The organism is Pseudomonas lijiangensis (genome assembly GCF_018968705.1).
Taxonomy (GTDB): domain Bacteria; phylum Pseudomonadota; class Gammaproteobacteria; order Pseudomonadales; family Pseudomonadaceae; genus Aquipseudomonas; species Aquipseudomonas lijiangensis.
Genome location: NZ_CP076668.1, coordinates 990,636 through 1,011,928, shown reverse-complemented (window position 1 = coordinate 1,011,928; position 21,293 = coordinate 990,636). Strand labels below are relative to the sequence as shown.

The following is a 21,293-nucleotide window of genomic DNA, read 5'->3' as shown; positions in this document are numbered from 1 at the left end:
ATCCCAAACCGTATTCTTAGAAGTTCATGCCAAAGCTGAGTGCCACGAAATCCCGGTCATCGACCGTGGTGTACTTCCCGTCGAAGAAGTTGGTGTAGGAAAGGTTGGCGGTGTAGGTGTTCTGGTATTCGGCATCCAGTCCGAGGCTGACGGCCTTGCGACCTTCCTCGAAGTTGGCGCCAGGGCCCGGGGAGTAACCCTTGACGTCGTGGGACCAGGCCACGCTTGGCTTGAGGTTCACACCGGCAAATACGTTGTTGTAATCCCAGATGGCACGTGCGCGATAACCCCAGGAGTTGGCGGTGGTGAAACCGTCGTCTTCGCAGTAACGGGTGAGGTTGTTCTGATCGGCTCCGGTCAGGGTGCCGGCGTTCAAGGTTGCACACTGGCCACCCGGCAACGGGCCTGGGCCGTAGACCGGGTCACGGCCGTAGCGGATTTTCGAAGTGCTTTCCAGGCCGCCGACGTGGGTCCAGCCCACTTCACCCACCAGGGTCAGACGCTCGGCGCCCATCACCTGATCGAAGAACTGGACGAGGGAGGTTTGCAACTGGGTGATTTCCTTGCGGCGATAACCCGGCTGATCGGTATTGGGACGGCCACTGAGCAGCGACACGTTCGGGTTCAACGGCGAAATGCCCGAATAGAGAATGTCGGTGGTGTTGATCTGAACCGGGGCATTCGGGCGGTAGCTGATTTCACCGCTCCACGCCGTGCCGGTAGGCAGCGTGGTGGAGAAGCTCAACCCGTACAGGCGAATATCTTCAGGGTATTCAACGTAGTAGCTGGAGTTGCCTGCCACCACCAGTGGCAGCAAGGTCGGCGCCAACGCAGTCGCCGTACCCAGCGGAATGCCGTTGCCCACAAGCGAACCGACCAACCCGGCGCCACTGAACGAAGCCGCTGACCCGCCGCGACCACTGAAGATCGGCAGACGGCTGTGGTAGTTCATCATGTAGGCGCCGAACTCGGTGTCCAGAGGCTCGAAGTTGTAATGCACGGCAAAGCCGAACTGGCCGCCGTCACGGGCATCCCGGTCCGGACCGCGACGCACGATCGCGCCCTCATCGGGAGAGCCGAAGTTGACGCCCTGCTGCGCCAGGGAGTTGAAAATCGCACCCCGTGCGCCGGCTGGCAGACCTGCTGCAGCCAGGGAAGTATTGAGCCCGCTGCGGCTGCGCAATACGGCCAGGTTGCTGTCGCAGCCATCGGCGATCACGTCTGGCTGCGAGAAGAAGGTGCCGCAGTTATCCACAACCGTCTGGTCCCACTCAAGCTGGTAGAAACCTTGCGCGGACAGGTTGTCGGTCAGGCTTTGCGACAGGTAGAACATGTTGACCGGAATCAGGCCTTCCTTGATCTCGGCCCCGGGACGACGAAACGCCGAGACATCGACCGGGTTGACGCTGTTGATCCCGCCCTGGATGAAGGTACTTTCACCCCAGCTGATAACCTGTTTGCCGAGACGCACGGTGCCTGGCTGATCGCCAATGGCGTAATTGTGATAGACGAATGCATCGAGCAATTGCGCTCCGGAAGACTTGGCGCCTTCCTTGCGGTTGGAGTCGCTGATGTCCTTGAACTCGCGGCTTTCATCCTTGAGTTCGAAGTCATACCAGTACTTGCCACGCACGAATACACCGGTGTCGCCGTACTTCAGTTCAAGGTCATGAATACCCTTGAAGATCTTGGAGAAGGTTTCGCCCTTCTTGAAGTTCAAGTGGCCGTCATCTGAGGTCTGGGAAAGACCACGTCCGCCGTTGTTGGCGCCGATGAGGTTCTTGTTGGGGCTTGCGGTAGACCAGCTGGCACCCACCGAGAGGGATGAGTCGAAGCTGCCTTCGATTTCACCGACATTGAAAGTGACGCCGAACGCGGGACTGGCGAGCGAGGAAGCGAGACTGACTGCCAGAGGAAGTTTCGCCCGGCGCCAGAAAGGGATTGCTGTTGTCATCGATGCGACTCCATGTGCTTTTATTTTTATGGCAGTGGGAACTTCCAGAAACGAATCAGCCATGGATTGGCTGTCAACACTCACCGGCCCCCCTGAGGGCCGCCATGCAAAATGCATCTTTACGCTCTTGCCAAGTCCCCTGTCCCGACTATATCCAGCGCGCCCTGCTGCTTGATCCCTCTAAAGTGTGATTTGCACGTATCAGAGCCTCTGGAATGCCTGTTACGACAAGGTTGAGTAACAGACCGGCGCAGGATGGAGCAATTCGATCATTTGGCAAATTTCATTTTATGGCCGACGCAGACGCATGCCGTGCTCGATGAGCACAGCATGCGGTCAGGCTGGATAGGAGTTATCCCGCAGGTTTAAAGCGTCGACAGAAGGGCACTGTTACTGCTTTGCCATTCGACGATGTCCAGGCGCATGCGTTTTTTATCGAGTTTGCCGACGCTGGTCTTGGGAATTTCAGTAACAACCGCGATCTGACTGGGTATGGCCCACTTGTTGATATGGCCCTGCTCGACAAACGGATTGAGGTGTTCCTTCAATATCCGGGCATCGATTTTCTGTCCTTCGTGGACCACCAGCAGTGCAAAAGGCCGCTCACCCCATTGCGGGTCGGCGACCCCTACCACCGCGACTTCGCGCACGGCGGCATGTCGACTGCACAGGTCTTCGAGTTCCAGCGACGATATCCACTCGCCGCCCGTCTTGATCACGTCCTTGATGCGGTCGCGGATATCGATGAACCCCATGTCGTCCAGAGTCGCCACATCGCCGGTATGCAGCCAGCCACCCGCCCACAACTCGGCCCCTTTTTGCGGCTCGCGGAAATAGCTCTCGGTCAGCCAGGGTGCGCGCAGCACCAGTTCGCCCTGGGTTTCGCCATCGGCAGGCAGGAAGTTTCCGTTTTCGTCGACGATGGCCGCGTCTACCAGCATGCCCGGCACACCCGCTTTGATGCGGTAGGTGATGCGATCGTCCTCAGGCCCTTCTCTCAACTCTTCGTTCATGTGGGCAACGGAAATCAGCGGCCCGGTTTCGGACATGCCATAGGCGGCGGTAAGCTGAATGCCCTTGGCCTTGGCGGCCAGATACAGGCTGCGGGTCAGCGAGCTGCCGCCAATGATGATTTTCCAGCCGCCGAAATCCACATCTTTGGCCGCCTTGGAGTGCAGCAACATCTGCATGATGGTCGGTACGCAATGGGAGAACGTCACCTTCTCCTTGCGCCACAGTTCCACCAGAAACTCCGGGTCATAACGGCCGGGATAAACCTGTTTCAAGCCCAGCATGGTTGCCGCATAAGGCATACCCCAGGCATGCACGTGAAACATGGGGGTGATCGGCATGTACACATCGCTTGAACCCAGCAGGCGCTCATGTTCGACACTGCCCATGATCGTCGCCACACCCATGGTGTGCAGCACCAGTTGGCGATGGGTGAAATATACACCCTTGGGATTGCCCGTTGTGCCGGTGGTGTAGAAAGTCGTGGCGACCGAGTTTTCGTCGAAGTCCTCGAAGTCGTAATCAGGACTCGCCGCTGCCAGCAGCTCTTCGTACTCCCCGACCAGATTCGGCAGATCGGCGGTCTTTTCCGGCAGATCAGTGAGCAGCAGGGTCTTGTCCACCGTGGTCAGATGCCCGGCAATGCCCTGATACAGCCCGACGAAATCACTGTTGACCAGCACCAGCCGGTCTTCGGCGTGGTTCATGGTGTAGACGATCTGCTCGGGCGAAAGCCGCACGTTGATGGTGTGCACCACCGCACCGATCATGGGGATCGCAAACATGCATTCCAGATAACGATGGCTGTCCCAATCCATGACAGCCACTGTATCGCCCGCCTTCACGCCTGCCGCTGTCAGCACATTGGCCAGGCGGCGAACGCGTTCGTTTAGGGTGGGATAGGTGAAGCGAACAGTATCGCGGTAAACGATTTCACGCGTTTTTTCGTAGCGGCTGCCGGACAACAGCAGCCCCTTTATCAACAGAGGGTACTGGTAAGCGCCATCGGCTGGCGGAAGAACGCGAGTCTGTAACATATGAGTCCCTTTTCAAAGTTCACAGGCGAAGCTTGAAATATGGACTCTAGCGCTCTAGTCCGCCAGCCAAATCAGCCAAAGGGGCGATTTGCCGACAAGCCAGCGTGTCGCAAGCACTCAACGAACCTCGGTCAATGCCAGTTTCAGGCCCAGCGCCACAAGCACGCCACCCATGACCCGATCGAACCAGTGCCCCATGCGGGCAAAGCCGGCGCGCACCCGAGCCTGGCTGAACAGGCAGGCAACCATACAAAACCAGGCAGCGGTCGCAACCGCCAGATAAACGCCATAGCCGCCCTGCACCAGCAGAGGCGTGTGAGGGTTGATGACCACCGTGAACAGCGACAGAAAAAACAGCGTCGCCTTGGGGTTCAGGCCATTGGTCACAAAGCCGCTGACATAGGCACCACGGGCCGTTCTCTCACCGACAGGCGACTTGACCGGATCGTCGCCAATAGCCGCAGGCTTGGCGCGCAGGGCCTTGATACCGATGTACAAGAGGTAAGCGGCTGCCGCCCATTTGAGGGCATTGAACAGCACGATGGACTGGGAAACGATGATGCCGATACCCAGCAGCGAATACCCCACATGGACGAAAATCGCCGACCCCACACCCAGCGCCGACCAGATGCCCGCCTTGCGACCGTGGGTGACGCTTTCACGAACCACGACCGCAAAATCGGGACCGGGACTGGCGACCGCCAGCAGATGGATCAAGGCTACAGTGAGAAATTCTGCCCAGTACATGGGGCCTCCAAAAATATTGATGAGCGTTTGCTGATAGGCTCGCAACACTACTCTTTCAATTTATTACAAAAAAGGTACAGCTAATGAGCAATCCGGGCAGAGCAGTTTTCCTCGATCACACATCCCTGGATCTGGGGGATCTGGATCTCGGCGCGTTGCGTGAAAACTTCGGCGAACTGGTGCTGCACGACAGTACTTCCCCGGATCAGGTCATCGACCGCCTCAAGGGCGCGCAGGTGGCGATCAGCAACAAGATCGTGCTGGATGCCAACACGTTCGCTGCATGCCCTGACTTGAAACTGGTGCTGGTCACTGCGACCGGCACCAACAATGTGGACCTGGCCGCAGCCCGCGAACACGGTGTAACCGTCTGCAACTGCCAGGGCTATGGAACGCCGTCAGTGGCGCAACACACTTTGCTGTTGCTGCTGGCACTCGCCACGCGCCTGCCCGATTACCAGAAGGCCGTGCAACAGGGTCTGTGGCAAAAGTCTTCCCAGTTCTGCCTTCTGGATTTCCCGATTGTAGAGCTTGAAGGCAAGACCCTCGGCCTGCTGGGCCATGGCGAACTGGGCAGTGCGGTGGCCAGGCTGGCAGAGGCTTTCGGCATGCGCGTCCTGCTGGGACAGATTCCCGGTCGCCCTGCCCGTGCGGACCGCTTGCCTCTTGAAGAGCTGCTGCCGCAAATCGACGCCCTGACCCTGCATTGCCCGCTCAACGAGCACACCCGCAACATGATCGGCGCCCGGGAACTCCAGTTGCTCAAGCCACAAGCCTTGGTGGTCAACACCGCTCGCGGCGGTCTGATCGATGAACAGGCTCTGGCCGATGCCTTGCGCAGTGGACATCTGGGCGGCGCAGCGTCGGACGTGCTGAGCGTGGAACCACCCGTCGCGGGCAACCCGCTGCTGGCCGACGACATTCCACGCCTGATCATCACTCCGCACAGCGCCTGGGGCGCCCGGGAAGCTCGCCAGCGCATCGTCAGCCAGCTCATCGAGAACGCCCAGGCGTTTTTTGCAGGGGCGCCGAAGCGGGTAGTCAGCTAGAATTCGCCCCTTTTTCAGGAGCGAAAACATGGACCCGCGCAGTGAAGTGTTACTTCGCCAGGCTGAACTCTTTCAAGGCTCGTTGCTGCTGGCCGGTTTGCCAGCCGACGACTTGCTGGGGAAGCTGCCGAACGCTCGCGGATGGTGCTGGCATGCGGGCGACCAGGCGGCACTGGACGCCCGTTTCGCCGGGCGCACGCATTTTGGCGTAGACGCACCACAGGAGCCTTTCGAGGCCGCCGTGCTGTTTCTGCCCAAGGCTCGCGACCTGACCGAGTACATGCTCAATGCCCTTTCCTCCCGGCTGGCAGGACGCGAGCTGTTTCTGGTGGGTGAAAAACGTGGCGGCATCGAAGCCGCTGCCAAACAGCTGAGCCCATTGGGCCGGGCCCGCAAGCTCGACAGCGCACGCCATTGCCAGCTCTGGCAAGTCACGGTGGAAAACGCACCACAGGCGGTCGAGCTGCAAAGCCTGGCCAAGCCTTACCAGATCGAACTCGAAGACGGTCCGCTCACGGTCATCAGCCTGCCGGGCGTATTCAGCCATGGCCGTCTGGATCGCGGCTCGGCCCTGCTGCTGGAAAACCTCGACAAACTCCCCAGCGGTCATTTGCTGGACTTCGGATGCGGCGCGGGCGTGCTGGGTGCTGCGGTAAAACGTCGCTACCCGCACAACGACGTCGTGATGCTCGATGTGGATGCATTCGCCACGGCCAGTGCCGCTCTGACCCTGGCAGCCAACGGCCTTGAAGCAAAGATTCTGACCGGCGATGGCATCGATGCCGCCCCCATGGGCCTGAACACGATTCTGAGCAATCCGCCCTTCCATGTCGGGGTGCATACCGACTATCTGGCCACTGAAACCCTGCTGAGAAAAGCACGCCAACATCTGAAATCAGGTGGCGAACTGCGCCTGGTTGCCAATAGTTTCCTGCGCTATCAGCCGCTGATCGAAGAGCATGTCGGGGCCTGTGAAATCCGGGCCCAGGGAAATGGCTTCCGGATCTACAGCGCGAAACGTTCTTGAAAATAAGAGCTTGCCGAATGGATTTTGCGAAGGCAGAATCCGCTCCGTCCTAGGGGAGTAGTCTCCCACGAGCAACATGCTCGTCCGGCACGCATCAACATACTTGGTCCTCAGACCATGGTGCGTGCGACCCAGAATCCGCTCAGACGGATCGGTGGTTTGACAAGACCTATGACACGAACACCTTACCCGGGGCGGGAAGGCTGTACGTGTCATAGCCGTGTCGACCCGCCCCTTAGGAACCCTGATGCTGGAATCCCTGTTAATCCCTACCGCAGTCGTTGCGCTTGCCGAGATCGGCGACAAAACGCAATTGCTCGCACTCATTCTTGCTGCACGCTTCCGCAAGCCCTGGCCCATCATCGCCGGCATCGTTGCCGCGACCCTGGCCAACCACGCAGCAGCGGGTGCAGTCGGCGCATGGTTCAGCAGCTTCTTCTCCGACGCGGTCCTGCACTGGATTCTCGCCGCCAGCTTCACGGCCACGGCCCTGTGGACACTGGTTCCCGACAAGATGGACGACGACGAAGCGAGCACGGCACGCAAGTTCGGCCCGTTCATGACGACCCTGATCACCTTCTTCATCGCGGAAATCGGCGACAAGACGCAGATAGCGACCGTGATGCTGGCTGCGCAGTATTCCTACCTGTGGCTGGTCATCATCGGCACCACCGTGGGCATGCTGATCGCCAACGTTCCAGTGGTACTGGCAGGCAACTTTGCCGCCGAAAAGCTGCCTCTGACCCTGATCCGCCGTCTGGCCGCCAGCGCCTTTTTCGTACTGGCTCTGGTCGCGGTCTACAAGGCCATGCAAGTCAGCGGCTGGGTCTGAGCGAAATGAAAAGAGCGCTGCAACGAAAGCCACAGCGCTCTGGTGCCATCAGCCGCTCAGGATTTGCTGGCTTGCTGGTACAGCGGCATCACCTTGGGAATCGCAGCTTCCAGAGAAGCAATGCGATTGGCCGAGGCCGGGTGAGTACTCATGAACTCCGGCTGCGAACCACCGGCGTTCTGGGTCATCTTCTGCCACAGGGTCACGGCGGCGTTGGGGTTGTAACCCGCTCGCGCCGCCAGCTCCAGCCCAATCAGATCAGCCTCGTTTTCGTTGCTGCGGCTGTTGGGCAGCGTGAGGCTGTAGTTCACAACCGTATCGGTCAGCGCCATGCCGGTTTCCCCCATACCCAGCAAGGCACCCGCGCCCTGCTTGGCAATGGCCACACCGTAAGCCTTGGACATCGCTTCGCGCCCGTGCTCACGCAAGGCATGGGCGATTTCATGACCCATTACCGCGGCGATTTCATCGTCGGTCAGCTTCAGTTTTTCGATCAGGCCGGTATAGAAAATGATCTTGCCGCCCGGTCCGCAGTTGGCATTGAGCTCATCGCTCTTGATGAGATTCACTTCCCACTGCCACTGGGCCGCGTCAGGACGCAGCTTCGGCGCCTGAGCAATCAAGCGGTCGGCAATCGCATTGACCCGCTTGGCGTTGGTGCTGGTGGTATCCAATATCCCTTTGCCACTCGCCTCTCCTACGGTTTCCTTGTAGGACTGGGCGTACATTTTGTTGACTTCATCTGTCGAGAGCATGCTGAACATGTACTGCTTGCGCTCGACCCCCACCGAATCACCGGTGGTTGTGTTTACAGCCTGACAGCCGCCAAGCAATAAACCGCCCCCCAACACACACAGGGCCAATGACTGACGCATGATGTTTCTCCTTATTAGCGAGACGGTCATCCTAGGCGGACAAGAGGCTCGGCACCAGATAGCGGCAAACAGCCATGTTTGTCAGCGTTGTAACAGGTTGGTTCCGGCACGGATATAAATGTGTGCGACTGGAATTCGCTACCCGGTTTGCTGCAAGGCCAATGAATCATTCTGTGGGAGGCAGCTTGCTGGCGACTTCACGTACAGACGCAGAATATCTGTCGTTTTTCAGGCCGCTGTCGCCAGCAAGCTGCCTCCCACAAGTTCAGGGCAGCATCAGACATCGTCACAACGGCGTCAGGCATTCCGGGGCATTGAGCTTTGGATCGTTCACCAGATTGGCCAGCGGTCTCTCGCGTAGCGGCATCTGTACGGAGGCAAGCAGTGCCTGCAAGGTGTGCAGCGGGGTGTCGGCTGCCAGCCAGTCTTTCTGGCCCTGGGCATCGAGAATCAGCGGGCGGCGCTGGCTGGACGCAGCCTGGGTGACCACCGCCACGCTCAGATAGGTATGCCCCTGCACCGGATAGGCTTCCCAGACCGCAGCAAAGAACAAGGCCGAGCCCTCGCCCGGTGTCAGCCAGAATGGACGCTTGCGAGCGGTGCCGCGCCATTCGTAGAAACCGTTGGCCGGCAGCAGGCAGCGACGCTGGCGAAAGGCTTCCCGGAACATCGGCTGCTCGGCCAGGGTTTCGGCACGCGCATGGGCAGGCGTGCGGGAAAGATCGGTCAGCCACGCAGGTGTCAGCCCCCAGCGGGCACGTGCCAGTTCCAGATCGCCTTCAGCCTCGGCCGCACGCATGATCAGCACGGTGTCGGCCGGAGAGATATTCCATTGCGGCTGCTGGTCTGCCGGAAAACCGGGCAAGGCCGCAAAGGCAGGGTTCCAGCGAAACAGGGCATAACGTCCACACATGAGGCTAAGGCAACTCTATTCGAAGGTGTTCAACACACCAGCACATCGGGAAAACTGTCCGGCTCGTCACCGGACAACGGCAGGGCAGCATTGTACGCAGTGATCAAGGCCCGCGCGCGCTCGACCTGATCGTCATCCACCGAGAGGCCCAGCAAGCCCAGTCCCGGCAACTCGCCCATACCACCCAGCAAGTCGCGCCCGACCAGATGCGCTTCGACCCCTTCACTGGCAAGCATGCCTTGCAGCAACTCGCCTTCCATCAGGTTTTCAGGCTCGTAGATTCTCTGCATCATTCGTTCTCACTGCGAACGTCCAGACTCCAGTCTTCACCATCGGTCCTCAGGTCGAATATGATCGGCCGACAACAGACCGGGCAGTCCTCAATGTACTGCTGATCGCCGCCGGACAGGTCCAGTACGGCCTCCACGGGCTCCCCGCAGTACGGACAGTCGTAACTCTGTAATTCCTGCATCGCGGCCTCCGCTGTCAGTTATGCGTATAATTGCCCCATTCTTTTGAAGGCTGCCAGATCAAACTGCCTTCTTTTTACCCTATCCGTTTCCAACAAGAGAGCATGATGGGCGAATTCGATGCCATCCGACCTTACAACGATGCAGAAGTCCCAGCCGTACTGGCACGTCTGCTGAGCGATAAAGCCTTTCTCGCGATCCTGACCAAATTCCGCTTTCCGCGTCTGGCGGGTGCGTTCGGGTGGTTCCTGCAACCGACCCTCGCCCGCAAACTGCGTCGTGAATTCGCCGGAATCGACTCGGTCGCTACCCTGCAGGACAAGGTCGAGTATTACGTCGACCACACCATCGAGCGGGCTACAGACGGTGTGACCTACACCGGCGTGGAATTGCTCAAGTCCGGCACGGCTTATCTGTTCCTGGCCAACCACCGCGATATCGTGATGGACCCGGCCTTCGTCAACTACGCCGTTTATCACGCAGGCCTGCCTACGCCGCGTATTGCCATTGGCGACAACCTGCTGCAGAAGCCTTTCGTCAGCGACCTGATGCGCCTGAACAAGAGCTTCATCGTGCATCGCTCGATTATCGGGCGGCGCGAGAAGATGGCGGCGTATCAACTGCTTTCGGCGTACATCAATCATTCGATTACCCACGACGGCCAGTCGATCTGGATCGCCCAGGCCGAAGGTCGCGCCAAGGACGGGGATGACCGTACCGAGTCGGCCATCCTCAAGATGTTCCACATGAGCCGCAAGGACGAGCCTTTCAGCGAAGTGATCCGTTCGCTGAACCTCATTCCGGTGTCGATCAGCTACGAATACGATCCTTGTGACCACGCCAAGGCACGGGAGTTGTACATCCGCGCCACCACCGGCAGCTACACCAAGACACCGGGCGAGGACGATGTCAGCATTGCGCTGGGTATCACGGGCTATAAAGGCCGTGTGCACGTGAACTTCGCACCACCGATCACCGAATCCTTCGAGGACACCAAGCTGCTGGCCGCCGAAATGGACCGGCAGATTCTCGGCGGTTACCGGCTGTTCCCGGTGCATTACCTGGCTTATGCACAATGGGCAGATGCCGATCCGGCACTTGATGTGCCGCTGGCGGCAGACGTGTTCCCGGCCGACGAACTGGCGCGTGCCAGGGAAGAATGGGAAAGCAGGCTGGCCGAGGCACCTGCCGAACATCGCCCTTACCTGATCCAGCAATATGCGACGCCGGTGCGCAATCAGTATCGGGTCAAGGCAGGCTTGCCTCTCTGATACGACTTCACAGAAACGGCGTCCATGGGACGCCGTTTTTGATGGTGTCACCTGAACGTCACACAGCTCGTGCACTGTATGGCTCCTCAAGGAATGACCGACCCTTTTTTGGAGCTGTTCATGTTGCACGCACACAACCAGGATCGCCTGTATCTGATCGCCCAGAGCGATGAACAACAAGAGCTGGTGGACGCACTGGCCTTCAACGTCCAGGACCGCCACTGGCTGGTCTACTGCGCCTTGGGCGGGCATCAGCATCATGATCTTCCGGACATGGATCTGGAAACAGGCCTGAGCTTTCTGAATCTCTATCAGCAAGCCGCTTGAACCCCGCACCCGAATACAAAAAAGCCCGGCCCCTTGCAAAAAGGGCCGGGCTTTTCATTGGGGCAAGGCTTATTGCGCCAGGGTGCCACCGATCGTCGGGTCCTGGAACACGCGAGTCAGCGCATCGCTCAGCACGTCGCTCACCAGCTTGGTGTTGGTTTCCTGATTGGGCGCCATACCGAAACGCTGATCCAGCGAAGCAGAATAACGGCCACCGTAGTTGCGGCCATTGTTGCGCACGTCCGCACGGAACGTGGAACTGATGGTTGCCTCGGTCACGTACAGGCCTTCCTTGGGCGACTGATATTTCAGGTCGGCCAGGGTCAGGGTCAGTTGTGCACCATTACCGCCACCCGAAACCGGGGTAAAGCCCAGCAGGCGAACGGCCGCTTCAGCCTGTGCCTGCAGCTTTGGCAACAGATCGGCACCATTTACGCTGATTGCGCTGGTTTCAGGGTACAGACCGCCACGGGTTCCCAATGTAGGGCTGGAACGACCATCCACGACACGCACGACAACCTGCTGCCCCTGACCCACCGGCGCGAACTGCGCGTTGAGCTTGGGTTGAGGACTCAGTTGCTGCGGGCTGTGGGCACACCCGACCAGCGTCAAACTGCTTACAGCAAGCAAACCGAACAAAAGGCGACGCAACATGCTCATCTCTCCAGAGGCCAGACACTAAATGTGCCGCAGTATAGCGATGCCAGCGAAAAATGGGACCGCTGAACCATCGCAATGGTTCAGCCACAGGAATGTAATCGGGGTGTAACGCCGGGAAGTCAGGATAGCCCCCATCAACTCGACAGGAGCTACGTCATGGGTCTTTTCCAATCGCTGTTCAACCTGCGTCGCCCATTGCGCCACTACGCACTCGTGGACAAGAACGGCATTTGCCGCGCACTCAAGCATTGCACCGAGCGTCCATTGAGCAGCGACTGGGTCGAAGTCAACGAACAACGTGCCAACTGGCTGAACCAGCAATTGCCCTCCAGCGCACAGGTTACGCAGCACTGCGCAGGTTCAATGCCACGTCAGTTGATCACGGCATGACGAATACCTGATAAAAGTCACATAAACCCGATCAATTCCTTTCGTTTCATCGCTATAATCTCCCCCCGATTATAAGGACGTCTCCTGATCGGGCCTCGCAGCATCGCTAATCCCCGGATTAGCTCCTCCGTAATGCCCACAGAGAGCCGCCCACACAGGTCATTTGCACACAGTTGTGCTCGATGAACGGTGAGCAATCGCTCGATTGATATCGAACCTTTTGCCCCCGACAACGCCTCAATCTGTATGCACCTGATCTGCCAGAGCTGCCATCGCAGCCCTTTTTGAGGTTTGGTTCACGTTTCCAAAAGAGCGTGAAAAAACGGGTTTCACTACTTCACAAGAGTGTGGCGAGCAAAATGAATAGGTACGCGTTTGTAAATGCACCATCAGCGTCTGAACCGGCCCCTTTGAACAGGACTGACCGCGACTGCGCCTCCATCACCGGAGCCTGAGGCCTGTCGTCCGGGCATGCGATGCCTTGACGATGGTCGAATGGCCGAACGGGTTGAAAAATGAGTTCATGCATCCTTGATGAAGACTCTTGTTCAGCCTGACCGGGACCTGCGCTTTAGATGCGAAAAATTGCGAAGAATCGGACAGGCGATCCTGGCCAGGACACATGGGGCACAACTTTTATCGACGCCCTGTACCCTTGGCATCTAGCCTCAGGAACGTATGCCGTCAATTTGGTGCTGCAGATTTTGGAGACGCGTTAATGGCGCATAACGAAGCAGTCGACGTAGTATTGGTCGGAGCGGGCATCATGAGTGCCACCCTGGCCGTGCTGCTCAAGGAGCTCGACCCCGGCCTCAAGCTGGAAGTCGTTGAGCTCATGGATTCCGGCGCTGCGGAGAGTTCCAACCCCTGGAACAACGCGGGGACCGGTCATGCCGGTCTCTGCGAGCTGAACTACACGCCGCCCGCGGCCGATGGCTCCATCGATATCAAGAAAGCTGTGCACATCAATGCACAGTTCGAGGTATCGAAGCAGTTCTGGGCTTACCTGGCTCGCAAAGGCACCTTCGGCTCGTCGAAATCCTTCATCAACTCGGTTCCGCACCTGAGCTTCGTTCAGGGCGAGAGCGGGATTTCCTTCCTCAAGACCCGTTTTGAAGCGATGCACAAGCATCACGCCTTCTCTTCGATGGAATACACCGAAGACAAGGCAAAGCTGGCCGAGTGGATGCCACTGATGATGCCAGGTCGTCCGGCTGACGAACCTATCGCCGCCACTCGGGTAATGAACGGTACGGACGTCAACTTCGGCGCGCTGACCAACCAGTTGCTCACTCACCTGGGCAGTGCTCCCGACGCTCAGGTCAAATACTGCAAGCGCGTTACCGACCTGACCCGTAACGGCAGCGGCTGGACCGTCACCATCAAGGACGTGAACAGCGGCAGCACTCGCCAGATCGACGCAAAATTCGTATTCCTCGGCGCGGGTGGCGCGGCCTTGCCGCTGCTGCAGATGTCGGGCATCGAAGAGAGCAAGGGCTTCGGCGGCTTCCCGGTCAGTGGCCAGTGGCTGCGTTGCGACAACCCCGAAGTGGTCAAGCAGCATCAGGCCAAGGTTTACAGCCAGGCCGCCGTGGGTTCGCCGCCCATGTCGGTTCCTCACCTGGATACCCGCGTGGTCGATGGCAAGAAATCCCTGCTGTTCGGACCTTACGCCGGCTTCACCACCAAGTTCCTCAAGCACGGCTCGTTCCTTGACCTGCCGCTGTCGGTACGACTGGCCAACATCAAACCGATGCTGGCCGTCGCTCGCGACAACATGGATCTGACCAAGTATCTGGTCAGTGAAGTGATGCAGTCGATGGAGCAGCGCCTGGAATCCCTGCGCCGCTTCTACCCTCAAGCCAGGGCCGAAGACTGGCGTCTGGAAGTTGCCGGTCAGCGAGTGCAGATCATCAAGAAAGACGCCAAGAAAGGCGGCATTCTGCAGTTCGGTACCGAACTGGTGTCTGCAAAGGACGGTTCTCTGGCCGCCTTGCTCGGTGCTTCTCCGGGCGCGTCGGTCACGGTTTCGATCATGCTGGAATTGATCGAGCGCTGCTTCCCGGACAAGGCTCGCAACGAGTGGGCCGCCAAGCTCAACGAAATATTTCCGGCCCGGGAAAAAGCACTGGAAACCGATGCGCAGCTGTACCAGCGCGTCAGCCGCCAGAGCGACGAGAGCCTGGAACTGGTCGAGCAGACCAATCAGGAACAAAGCAGCATCGCCTGATTGCCTGAGGCATAAAAAAACCCGTGAGCCTTGCAGCCACGGGTTTTTTCTTTGTAAGAACAGCTCAGTATTTAAAGGCTCTTGGCCAGAACCGCAATGTGCTCCGGGCCAATGCCACAGCAACCACCGATATGCGTAGCGCCACGCTTGACCCAGTCCGCCGCCCACTGCTGATAGCCTTGAGGATCAAGGTCTGCGCGCAGCTCATCCAGACCATCGTTGGCCTTGGCATCCTTGGGTTGCGGCGGGAAGGCATTGGCGTAAGCACCGATGGCGATCTCGACGTTCAATGACTTGAACACTTCGCGAGCGGCATCGATGGCTGCACCGATCACCTCAGGCTGGCTGCAGTTGAACAGCAGCGCAGCAGCACCCAGTTCGGCAGCGGCACGGGCCGCATCGGCCACCGGCTCACCGGAACGCAGACGCGCCACTTCGTCAGTGTCTTCGTCCTGAAGCGTGAAGGACAGCCAGAACGGTTTGCCATCGGCAGGCAGACCGGCACGGATGGTCCGGGCTTCGATGATGCAGCTTTGAGTTTCGGCCAGCCACAGATCCACATGCGGGGCCAGACCGGCCACCAGCGGCTTCAGGACTTCAGCAGCCAGTTCCGGCTTGTAGAGGTCCGGACGGTAGGAACCGAACAGCGGCGGCAGGGAGCCAGCTACCTTGGCACGTCCGCCCGAGGCATCCGCCGACTCGCGAGCCAGTCGACCGGCAAGATCAGCCAGTGCCTGGCCTTCGCGAGCAAAGCGTTCCTCGCCAATATGAAAAGGCACGACGGCGTAGCTGTTGCTGGTGATCACCTGGGCGCCACTGTCGATATAGGCGGTATGCACGGCACGCACCGCTTCGGGTGCCTCGCTCAGGGCGAGGGCCGACCACTCGGGCTGGCGGAAGGGAGCGCCTCGGCGCTGAAGCTCGCGGCCCATGCCGCCGTCAAGAATTACAGTCGAGCGCTGAGTCATATGCCATCTACTTATATCTTTATGAAAAAAACTCATTAGGAATGAGCTTGGTATAACGTATTTAATACAGCGCTTTATCCAAACTACAATCATTTTTTCAGGGGATAGCTTTGAAACTTAGCGCTCTGCTGGGCATTGGCCTGGTCACTCTGGCTGCATCGACTCAGACCTTCGCCGGTGCCACACTGGACCGCGTACAGAAGAACAAGGAACTGGTAAACGTCCTGATGGAAAGTTACCCGCCCTTCTCTTTCCTGAATGATAAAAACCAGCTGGACGGCTTCGATGTCGACGTCGCCAAAGCTGTCGCAGACAAGCTGGGCGTCAAGCTGCGTCTTGAAACGCCTTCATGGGACGTGATCGCCGCTGGCCGCTGGAGTGGTCGCTACGACATCTGCGTCTGCTCCATGACCCCGAGCAAATCCCGCGCTGAAGTCTTCAACTTCCCTGTCGAGTACTACGCCTCGCCTGCGGTGATCGTGGTCAACGCCAAGGATGATCGCATCCATTCGGCCAAGGACCTGAGCAACAAGAAGGTCGGCCTCACCAGCGCGTCCAGCTATGAAAGCTACCTGAACAAGAACCTGGTGATCGAAGGCGCTGAAGACAAGCCGCTGGAATACCCGTTCGAGAACGTTCAGATTGCCCCTTACGACAACGATAACGTTGCGTTCCAGGATCTGGGCCTGGGTGCCGGTGTGCGCCTGGATGCCATCCTCACCAATCTGGTCACGGCCCAGCCACGCCTGGATCAGGACAAGCGCTTCAAGCTGGCTGGTGCCTCGCTGTACGAAGAGCCCAACTTCGTCGCCATCGAGAAAGGCGATGCCGAATGGGACGCCAAGGTTCGTCAGGTCTTTGCCGAACTCAAACAGGACGGCACTCTGACCAAGCTGTCGCAGAAGTGGATCGGCGCTGACATCAGCAAATGACTTCCTTCCAGCCTCAACGCCCACCCGAGCAGGCCCAGAGCCTGCTCAAGCGTGTCTTCGGTTTCCGTACAAGGCTCTATCTGACCTGGGCGGCGATGTTCGCCCTGTTTGCCGGGTTCTTCCTGAGCTTCGACCTGAAGTTCTCGATCATTCTCGACAAACTGCCGAATCTGGTCGGCCTGAGCCTGTCACCCAACGGTTTTCTGCAGGGCGCGGCGCTGACGTTGTTCGTGTGCCTGTGCTCGATTGTCGTCTCGGTGCTGCTGGGTTTTGTCGTGGCTCTGGCACGGCTGTCCAGCAGTGCGGTGGCCTTTGGCATTGCGAGCTTCTATGCCTCGTTCTTCCGCGGCACACCGCTGCTGATCCAAATCATGCTGATTTACCTGGGCCTGCCTCAGGTAGGAATCGTGCCCGGAGCAATCGTGGCCGGCATCATCGCACTGTCCCTGAACTATGGCGCTTACCTGAGCGAGATATTCCGGGCGGGCATCATCGGTGTCGCAGCCGGTCAGCGTGAAGCGGCACTGGCACTGGCCTTGCGGCCTGCGCAGATCTTCTGGCGCGTCACCCTGCCCCAGGCCATGCGCACCATCATCCCGCCCACCACCAACCAGTTCATCTCGATGCTCAAGGATTCGTCGCTGATTTCGGTGATGGGTGTCTGGGAAGTGATGTTCCTGGCCCAGTCCTACGGTCGCTCCAGCTATCGCTATATCGAGATGCTGACCACGGCGGCGGTGCTTTACTGGATCATGTCCATCGGGCTGGAGTTGTTGCAGGCGCGGCTGGAACGCCACTACGGGAAGGCTTATCAGGCCAGAAAGTAAGTAGCGATCTTTCGCGAATGAATTAGCTTGTGTGGGAGCGAATTCATTCGCGAAAGGGTACATCCAACAGTGATGCGTCGCCTCAAATACCGTTTCGCGAATAAATTCGCTCCCACGCCGCAGGAACAGATTTATCCGCGAGCCTGGGCGATCAGCTCGATATAGTCTTCAGCATTGCGCTGATCCTTGATCAGGGCGACGAAATCGTTGCCTTGCTCATCCTTGCCATCCAGGTCGTAACCGGCTTCCTTGAAGAACACCAGGAAACGCTCGAAGTCATCGATCCGCAGGCCACGGTAAGCCTTGATCAATTTGTGCAGCGACGGCGAGGTGGCATCGTACGGCTCGAAGTCGAGGAACAGTTTGATCTGCTCATCGCCGATCTCGTCCCCAATCAACTGCTTCTTGTCTTTACGCATTGCGGGCTCCAACTGGTCGCATACACTTTCACGGGCGGGCAGTTTACCCTTGTGCGCGTGCGCGGCTCAACGCGTGCGTAGCACCGCAGTATGCAGATCGGCCCAGACATGGCCGTTGGCATAGACAAGAAACTGGCAATAAACCTTTTCATTGCGCAGCAGGTCCACCACGGCCCGATACTGGTTGACCGGGTAATAGAGCGTCAGAATCCGGGACGACTCATCGTAGGTCGGCTTTTTCAGACTCTTGCTTTCGGCATCGAAGTGAATGATCACTTCGGAAATGGTCGCGCCCTTGTTCAGCGGCTTGCCCTTGAGGCGCAGCAGCGTCGGTGACGTAATGGGGATCGGCTGCTGGCTGGACTGGCGCTGATTGCCAATCACCACCGAGTATTCGGTTATCTGCAGCAACTGCTGCTGTTCGGGCACACCTGCGCGCAGGTTCAGATCATCGGGAGGCAGGTACTGGCCATGCATGGGTTCAGCGTAAGCCGGTGCAACCGATGCCAGACCGCAGAACACCGCAAGCGCCATGGCGCCGGAAATCGATAATTTCATTCAGAACTTCCCTGAGAAACCCGCACTCATTCCTGTGCCACAGCGCAGGAATACCCCTTGGGGGCATTCCTGGCGCGACGATCAATTACATGCCCTTGACCGCATAGATCCCGGCAGCATTGCGCCAGTAACCTTTGTAGTCCATGCCGTAGCCGAAGATATAACGGTCCACGCATGGCAGGCCAACGAAATCGGCTTTCAGATCAGGACGGGCCTTGCGGTCGTGATCCTTGTCGATCAACACCGCGGTGTGCACCGCACTAGCGCCGGCATGGCGGCAGAAGTCGATGATGGCGCCCAGGGTATGACCTTCGTCGAGAATGTCGTCGATGATCAGCACGTCACGATCGATGAACGAGACTTCCGGCTTGGCTTTCCAGAACAGGTCGCCACCGGTGGTTTCGTTGCGATAGCGGGTCGCGTGCAGGTAAGACGCTTCCAGCGGGAAGTTCAGATGCGTCAGCAGTTTGCCCGAGAAGATCAGGCCGCCATTCATCACACAGAAAACAACAGGATTACGGTCGGCCAGTTCAGCGTTGATCTGCGCTCCGACGCGAGCGATGGCAGCATCGACTTCAGCCTCGGTGTAGAGGCAATCGGCCTCGCGCATGATTTGACGGATATGCTCGAGATCAGCGGACATGAAGCTCTCCAGATGGGCAGTTTGAGAAAAGCGGGCAAAGGTACGCATCCCGTTCATTCAGGGCAAGCGATTATGGACTAACGTTGCGAGTGGTGCCCAAGGGCAAGGATTCATACCTTGCGTCACGATACTGCATGCGCTTTAAGACAGTCACAGCTGAATAGATTAATCTAGGCCGTTTTTTTGCCCCCTGCTGGAGCCTTTTCTTATGCCCATTCGTGAAATCCGTCATCCGCTGATCCGCCACAAGCTCGGCCTGATGCGCCGCGCTGACATCAGCACCAAGAATTTCCGTGAGCTGGCACAGGAAGTCGGCGCACTGCTTACTTATGAAGCCACCTCGGATCTGCCGCTGGAAAGCTACGACATCGAAGGCTGGTGCGGAACCGTACAGGTCGAGAAGATCGCTGGCAAAAAAATCACCGTCGTACCGATCCTGCGCGCCGGTATCGGCATGCTCGACGGCGTGCTGAGCCTGATTCCGGGCGCCAAGGTCAGCGCCGTGGGCCTGGCACGCAACGAAGAAACCCTGGAAGCCCACACTTACCTGGAAAAGCTGGTCCCGGAAATCGACGAGCGTCTGGCGATGATCATTGATCCGATGCTGGCCACCGGCGGTTCGATGATCGCGACCATCGACCTGCTCAAGAAAGCGGGCTGCAAGGAAATCCGCGCCATGGTGCTGGTCGCTGCGCCCGAGGGCATCGCTGCCGTGGAGAAATCTCACCCGGACGTGATCATCTACACAGCGTCCATCGACCAGCACCTGAACGAACATGGCTACATCATTCCGGGTCTGGGTGATGCGGGTGACAAGATCTTCGGCACCAAGCAAAAGGACGCGTAATTCGATGAAGCAGTCCGAATTCAACGATCCACTGTGGCGCACGGTACTTTCCGGCGCCCAAATGCTGTTCGTGGCCTTTGGCGCCCTGGTGCTGATGCCGCTCATTACCGGCCTCGACCCCAACGTGGCGCTGTTCACTGCGGGCCTGGGCACGTTGCTGTTCCAGATGGTTACGGGCCGTCAGGTGCCGGTCTTCCTGGCCTCGAGCTTTGCCTTCATCACTCCGATCATTCTCGCCAAGGGCCAGTTCGGCCTGGCCGCGACCATGGGCGGTGTCATGGCGGCGGGTTTCGTCTACACCTTCCTGGGCCTGGCCGTGAAGATCAAGGGCACGGGCTTTATCGATCGCCTGCTGCCACCGGTCGTCATCGGCCCGGTGATCATCTCCATCGGTCTGGCCATGGCGCCGATTGCCGCCAATATGGCGATGGGCAAGTCGGGTGACGGCGCCGAGCTGATCCCCTACAAGACCGCCATGCTGATCTCGATGCCAGCCCTGCTGACGACGCTGATCGTGGCCGTGTTCGGCAAAGGCATTTTCCGTCTGGTGCCGATCATTTCCGGCGTGCTGGTGGGCTTTGCGCTGTCGTTCTACTTTGGCGTGGTGGACACCGCGAAGATTGCCGCAGCACCCTGGCTGGCTCTGCCGCACTTCACGGCACCTGAGTTCAACTGGCAAGCCATCCTGTTCATTGTGCCGGTGGCACTGGCTCCGGCCATCGAGCACATCGGCGGAGTGATCGCGGTCGGCAGCGTGACCGGACGCGACTACCTGAAAAAACCGGGCCTGCATCGCACCCTGTTTGGCGACGGTATCGCGACCACGGCAGCCGGCCTGTTCGGCGGCCCGCCCAACACCACCTATGCCGAAGTGACAGGCGCGGTGATGCTGACCAAGAACTACAACCCGGCCATCATGACCTGGGCTTCGGTCTTCGCCATTGCCCTGGCCTTCATCGGCAAGTTCGGTGCGCTGCTGCAGAGCATTCCCGTGCCGGTCATGGGCGGGATTCTGTGCCTGTTGTTCGGTTCGATTGCTGCGGTGGGGATGAACACACTGATTCGGCACAAGGTCGATCTGGCCGAGGCACGTAATCTGGTGATTGTTTCGGTGACCCTGGTGTTCGGTATCGGCGGCGTGCTGATCGGCACCGGCAACGGTCCCGATGACTTCGGCCTCAAGGGCATCGCCCTGTGCGCCATTACTGCGATTGCCTTGAACCTGATTCTGCCGGGCAATGACAGCTGGAAGAACAAGCAGTTGCCATAAATACGGGTGGGAACGAATTCATTCGTGATGCTGTTC

Annotated in this window: 23 protein-coding genes and 1 riboswitch; of the genes, 11 read left to right on the top strand and 12 right to left on the bottom strand. The window is 58.8% G+C overall.

All coding sequences use genetic code 11. The features are described 5' to 3' along the window. Positions 1-16 precede the first annotated feature (16 nt). The 3 genes from KQP88_RS04465 to KQP88_RS04455 form a co-directional block, all read right to left on the bottom strand. Positions 17-1,954, bottom strand: coding sequence for a DUF1302 domain-containing protein (locus tag KQP88_RS04465; protein WP_025258644.1), 1,938 nt, complete (start codon positions 1,952-1,954; stop codon positions 17-19). A 365-nt stretch (positions 1,955-2,319) separates the two neighbouring features. Continuing rightward, the gene (locus KQP88_RS04460) at positions 2,320-4,002 is read right to left on the bottom strand and encodes a fatty acid--CoA ligase (RefSeq protein ID WP_216704943.1); all 1,683 of its coding nucleotides are present in this window, start codon (positions 4,000-4,002) and stop codon (positions 2,320-2,322) included. Positions 4,003-4,119: 117 nt separating this feature from the next. After that, complete coding sequence (locus KQP88_RS04455; RefSeq protein WP_216704942.1) at positions 4,120-4,749, bottom strand: LysE family translocator; 630 nt, start codon at positions 4,747-4,749, stop codon at positions 4,120-4,122. Between the two features lie 83 nt (positions 4,750-4,832). Here KQP88_RS04455 and KQP88_RS04450 point away from each other — a divergent pair, with 83 nt between their 5' ends. From KQP88_RS04450 to KQP88_RS04440, 3 genes are all read left to right on the top strand, one after another. Further along, positions 4,833-5,798, top strand: a complete 966-nt coding sequence (locus KQP88_RS04450) for a 2-hydroxyacid dehydrogenase (protein ID WP_200995478.1) — start codon at positions 4,833-4,835, stop codon at positions 5,796-5,798. Between the two features lie 28 nt (positions 5,799-5,826). Then, on the top strand, positions 5,827-6,825 hold the full coding sequence (locus tag KQP88_RS04445) for a class I SAM-dependent methyltransferase (RefSeq protein WP_216704941.1): 999 nt from the start codon (positions 5,827-5,829) through the stop codon (positions 6,823-6,825). 39 nt (positions 6,826-6,864) lie between these two features. Beyond that, positions 6,865-7,003, top strand: a riboswitch (yybP-ykoY riboswitch). Positions 7,004-7,072: 69 nt separating this feature from the next. Continuing rightward, positions 7,073-7,657 carry a TMEM165/GDT1 family protein gene (locus KQP88_RS04440; RefSeq protein WP_198726744.1) on the top strand — a complete coding sequence of 195 codons (585 nt, stop codon included), beginning with the start codon at positions 7,073-7,075 and terminating at the stop codon, positions 7,655-7,657. Positions 7,658-7,713: 56 nt separating this feature from the next. On the opposite strand, the gene KQP88_RS04435 is transcribed toward KQP88_RS04440, so the two are convergent. The 4 genes from KQP88_RS04435 to KQP88_RS04420 all read right to left on the bottom strand — a co-directional run bounded on the left by KQP88_RS04435 (position 7,714) and on the right by KQP88_RS04420 (position 9,917). Then, positions 7,714-8,532, bottom strand: a complete 819-nt coding sequence (locus KQP88_RS04435) for a M48 family metallopeptidase (RefSeq protein WP_216704940.1) — start codon at positions 8,530-8,532, stop codon at positions 7,714-7,716. Positions 8,533-8,818: 286 nt separating this feature from the next. Next, on the bottom strand, positions 8,819-9,445 hold the full coding sequence (locus KQP88_RS04430) for an SOS response-associated peptidase (RefSeq protein WP_198726740.1): 627 nt from the start codon (positions 9,443-9,445) through the stop codon (positions 8,819-8,821). A gap of 29 nt (positions 9,446-9,474) precedes the next feature. Then, positions 9,475-9,735: a putative signal transducing protein gene (locus tag KQP88_RS04425; RefSeq protein WP_198726857.1), complete on the bottom strand. Its 261-nt coding sequence runs from the start codon at positions 9,733-9,735 to the stop codon at positions 9,475-9,477. After that, positions 9,735-9,917 (bottom strand): CPXCG motif-containing cysteine-rich protein, encoded by a 183-nt coding sequence (locus KQP88_RS04420; protein WP_117182301.1) that lies wholly within the window; start codon positions 9,915-9,917, stop codon positions 9,735-9,737. The genes KQP88_RS04425 and KQP88_RS04420 overlap by 1 nt, the downstream gene beginning before the upstream one ends. Before the next feature lie 102 nt (positions 9,918-10,019). Here KQP88_RS04420 and KQP88_RS04415 point away from each other — a divergent pair, with 102 nt between their 5' ends. Both KQP88_RS04415 and KQP88_RS04410 read left to right on the top strand, forming a co-directional pair. Further along, positions 10,020-11,186 carry a 1-acyl-sn-glycerol-3-phosphate acyltransferase gene (locus KQP88_RS04415; protein WP_122321111.1) on the top strand — a complete coding sequence of 389 codons (1,167 nt, stop codon included), beginning with the start codon at positions 10,020-10,022 and terminating at the stop codon, positions 11,184-11,186. Positions 11,187-11,306: 120 nt separating this feature from the next. Continuing rightward, positions 11,307-11,513, top strand: coding sequence for a hypothetical protein (locus KQP88_RS04410; protein ID WP_200995470.1), 207 nt, complete (start codon positions 11,307-11,309; stop codon positions 11,511-11,513). 69 nt (positions 11,514-11,582) lie between these two features. Here the strand turns inward: KQP88_RS04410 and KQP88_RS04405 are convergent, their stop codons facing one another. Then, positions 11,583-12,167 (bottom strand): YajG family lipoprotein, encoded by a 585-nt coding sequence (locus tag KQP88_RS04405; protein WP_025258632.1) that lies wholly within the window; start codon positions 12,165-12,167, stop codon positions 11,583-11,585. Between the two features lie 162 nt (positions 12,168-12,329). On the opposite strand from KQP88_RS04405, the gene KQP88_RS04400 reads away from it, so the two are divergent. Together KQP88_RS04400 and mqo are read left to right on the top strand one after the other, a co-directional pair. Beyond that, the gene (locus KQP88_RS04400; protein ID WP_200995468.1) at positions 12,330-12,563 is read left to right on the top strand and encodes a hypothetical protein; all 234 of its coding nucleotides are present in this window, start codon (positions 12,330-12,332) and stop codon (positions 12,561-12,563) included. 718 nt (positions 12,564-13,281) lie between these two features. Continuing rightward, a complete protein-coding gene (gene mqo, locus KQP88_RS04395; RefSeq protein ID WP_200995394.1) occupies positions 13,282-14,793 on the top strand; it encodes a malate dehydrogenase (quinone) in 1,512 nt (503 codons plus the stop codon). A gap of 71 nt (positions 14,794-14,864) precedes the next feature. On the opposite strand, the gene KQP88_RS04390 is transcribed toward mqo, so the two are convergent. After that, positions 14,865-15,761 carry a homocysteine S-methyltransferase family protein gene (locus KQP88_RS04390; RefSeq protein WP_025258628.1) on the bottom strand — a complete coding sequence of 299 codons (897 nt, stop codon included), beginning with the start codon at positions 15,759-15,761 and terminating at the stop codon, positions 14,865-14,867. Positions 15,762-15,871: 110 nt separating this feature from the next. Here KQP88_RS04390 and KQP88_RS04385 point away from each other — a divergent pair, with 110 nt between their 5' ends. Further along, the gene (locus KQP88_RS04385; RefSeq protein ID WP_025258627.1) at positions 15,872-16,693 is read left to right on the top strand and encodes an ABC transporter substrate-binding protein; all 822 of its coding nucleotides are present in this window, start codon (positions 15,872-15,874) and stop codon (positions 16,691-16,693) included. Then, positions 16,690-17,520, top strand: a complete 831-nt coding sequence (locus KQP88_RS04380) for an amino acid ABC transporter permease (RefSeq protein WP_200995393.1) — start codon at positions 16,690-16,692, stop codon at positions 17,518-17,520. Before KQP88_RS04385 ends, KQP88_RS04380 begins: the two co-directional genes overlap by 4 nt. A 131-nt stretch (positions 17,521-17,651) precedes the next feature. Here KQP88_RS04380 and KQP88_RS04375 read toward each other — a convergent pair whose 3' ends face one another. The 3 genes from KQP88_RS04375 to KQP88_RS04365 all read right to left on the bottom strand — a co-directional run bounded on the left by KQP88_RS04375 (position 17,652) and on the right by KQP88_RS04365 (position 19,140). Further along, a complete protein-coding gene (locus KQP88_RS04375) occupies positions 17,652-17,939 on the bottom strand; it encodes a PA4642 family protein (protein WP_025258625.1) in 288 nt (95 codons plus the stop codon). A gap of 66 nt (positions 17,940-18,005) precedes the next feature. Further along, entirely contained in the window at positions 18,006-18,497 is a 492-nt protein-coding gene (locus KQP88_RS04370; protein WP_200995391.1) for a hypothetical protein, read from the bottom strand. A gap of 85 nt (positions 18,498-18,582) precedes the next feature. Continuing rightward, positions 18,583-19,140: a hypoxanthine-guanine phosphoribosyltransferase gene (locus KQP88_RS04365; protein WP_025258623.1), complete on the bottom strand. Its 558-nt coding sequence runs from the start codon at positions 19,138-19,140 to the stop codon at positions 18,583-18,585. 208 nt (positions 19,141-19,348) lie between these two features. Between KQP88_RS04365 and upp the strand changes: the two genes are divergently transcribed. After that, on the top strand, positions 19,349-19,987 hold the full coding sequence (upp, locus tag KQP88_RS04360; protein WP_025258622.1) for a uracil phosphoribosyltransferase: 639 nt from the start codon (positions 19,349-19,351) through the stop codon (positions 19,985-19,987). A gap of 4 nt (positions 19,988-19,991) precedes the next feature. After that, positions 19,992-21,257, top strand: a complete 1,266-nt coding sequence (locus KQP88_RS04355) for a uracil-xanthine permease family protein (protein ID WP_025258621.1) — start codon at positions 19,992-19,994, stop codon at positions 21,255-21,257. Positions 21,258-21,293 lie beyond the last annotated feature (36 nt).

What these genes read in the sequence shown, in the direction of transcription:
- KQP88_RS04465 (WP_025258644.1), bottom strand. Translation starts at nt 1,954, where the DNA reads ATGACAACAGCAATCCCTTTCTGGCGCCGGGCGAAACTTCCTCTGGCA.
- KQP88_RS04460 (WP_216704943.1), bottom strand. Translation starts at nt 4,002, where the DNA reads ATGTTACAGACTCGCGTTCTTCCGCCAGCCGATGGCGCTTACCAGTAC.
- KQP88_RS04455 (WP_216704942.1), bottom strand. Translation starts at nt 4,749, where the DNA reads ATGTACTGGGCAGAATTTCTCACTGTAGCCTTGATCCATCTGCTGGCG.
- KQP88_RS04450 (WP_200995478.1), top strand. Translation starts at nt 4,833, where the DNA reads ATGAGCAATCCGGGCAGAGCAGTTTTCCTCGATCACACATCCCTGGAT.
- KQP88_RS04445 (WP_216704941.1), top strand. Translation starts at nt 5,827, where the DNA reads ATGGACCCGCGCAGTGAAGTGTTACTTCGCCAGGCTGAACTCTTTCAA.
- KQP88_RS04440 (WP_198726744.1), top strand. Translation starts at nt 7,073, where the DNA reads ATGCTGGAATCCCTGTTAATCCCTACCGCAGTCGTTGCGCTTGCCGAG.
- KQP88_RS04435 (WP_216704940.1), bottom strand. Translation starts at nt 8,532, where the DNA reads ATGCGTCAGTCATTGGCCCTGTGTGTGTTGGGGGGCGGTTTATTGCTT.
- KQP88_RS04430 (WP_198726740.1), bottom strand. Translation starts at nt 9,445, where the DNA reads ATGTGTGGACGTTATGCCCTGTTTCGCTGGAACCCTGCCTTTGCGGCC.
- KQP88_RS04425 (WP_198726857.1), bottom strand. Translation starts at nt 9,735, where the DNA reads ATGCAGAGAATCTACGAGCCTGAAAACCTGATGGAAGGCGAGTTGCTG.
- KQP88_RS04420 (WP_117182301.1), bottom strand. Translation starts at nt 9,917, where the DNA reads ATGCAGGAATTACAGAGTTACGACTGTCCGTACTGCGGGGAGCCCGTG.
- KQP88_RS04415 (WP_122321111.1), top strand. Translation starts at nt 10,020, where the DNA reads ATGATGGGCGAATTCGATGCCATCCGACCTTACAACGATGCAGAAGTC.
- KQP88_RS04410 (WP_200995470.1), top strand. Translation starts at nt 11,307, where the DNA reads ATGTTGCACGCACACAACCAGGATCGCCTGTATCTGATCGCCCAGAGC.
- KQP88_RS04405 (WP_025258632.1), bottom strand. Translation starts at nt 12,167, where the DNA reads ATGTTGCGTCGCCTTTTGTTCGGTTTGCTTGCTGTAAGCAGTTTGACG.
- KQP88_RS04400 (WP_200995468.1), top strand. Translation starts at nt 12,330, where the DNA reads ATGGGTCTTTTCCAATCGCTGTTCAACCTGCGTCGCCCATTGCGCCAC.
- mqo (WP_200995394.1), top strand. Translation starts at nt 13,282, where the DNA reads ATGGCGCATAACGAAGCAGTCGACGTAGTATTGGTCGGAGCGGGCATC.
- KQP88_RS04390 (WP_025258628.1), bottom strand. Translation starts at nt 15,761, where the DNA reads ATGACTCAGCGCTCGACTGTAATTCTTGACGGCGGCATGGGCCGCGAG.
- KQP88_RS04380 (WP_200995393.1), top strand. Translation starts at nt 16,690, where the DNA reads ATGACTTCCTTCCAGCCTCAACGCCCACCCGAGCAGGCCCAGAGCCTG.
- KQP88_RS04375 (WP_025258625.1), bottom strand. Translation starts at nt 17,939, where the DNA reads ATGCGTAAAGACAAGAAGCAGTTGATTGGGGACGAGATCGGCGATGAG.
- KQP88_RS04370 (WP_200995391.1), bottom strand. Translation starts at nt 18,497, where the DNA reads ATGAAATTATCGATTTCCGGCGCCATGGCGCTTGCGGTGTTCTGCGGT.
- KQP88_RS04365 (WP_025258623.1), bottom strand. Translation starts at nt 19,140, where the DNA reads ATGTCCGCTGATCTCGAGCATATCCGTCAAATCATGCGCGAGGCCGAT.
- upp (WP_025258622.1), top strand. Translation starts at nt 19,349, where the DNA reads ATGCCCATTCGTGAAATCCGTCATCCGCTGATCCGCCACAAGCTCGGC.
- KQP88_RS04355 (WP_025258621.1), top strand. Translation starts at nt 19,992, where the DNA reads ATGAAGCAGTCCGAATTCAACGATCCACTGTGGCGCACGGTACTTTCC.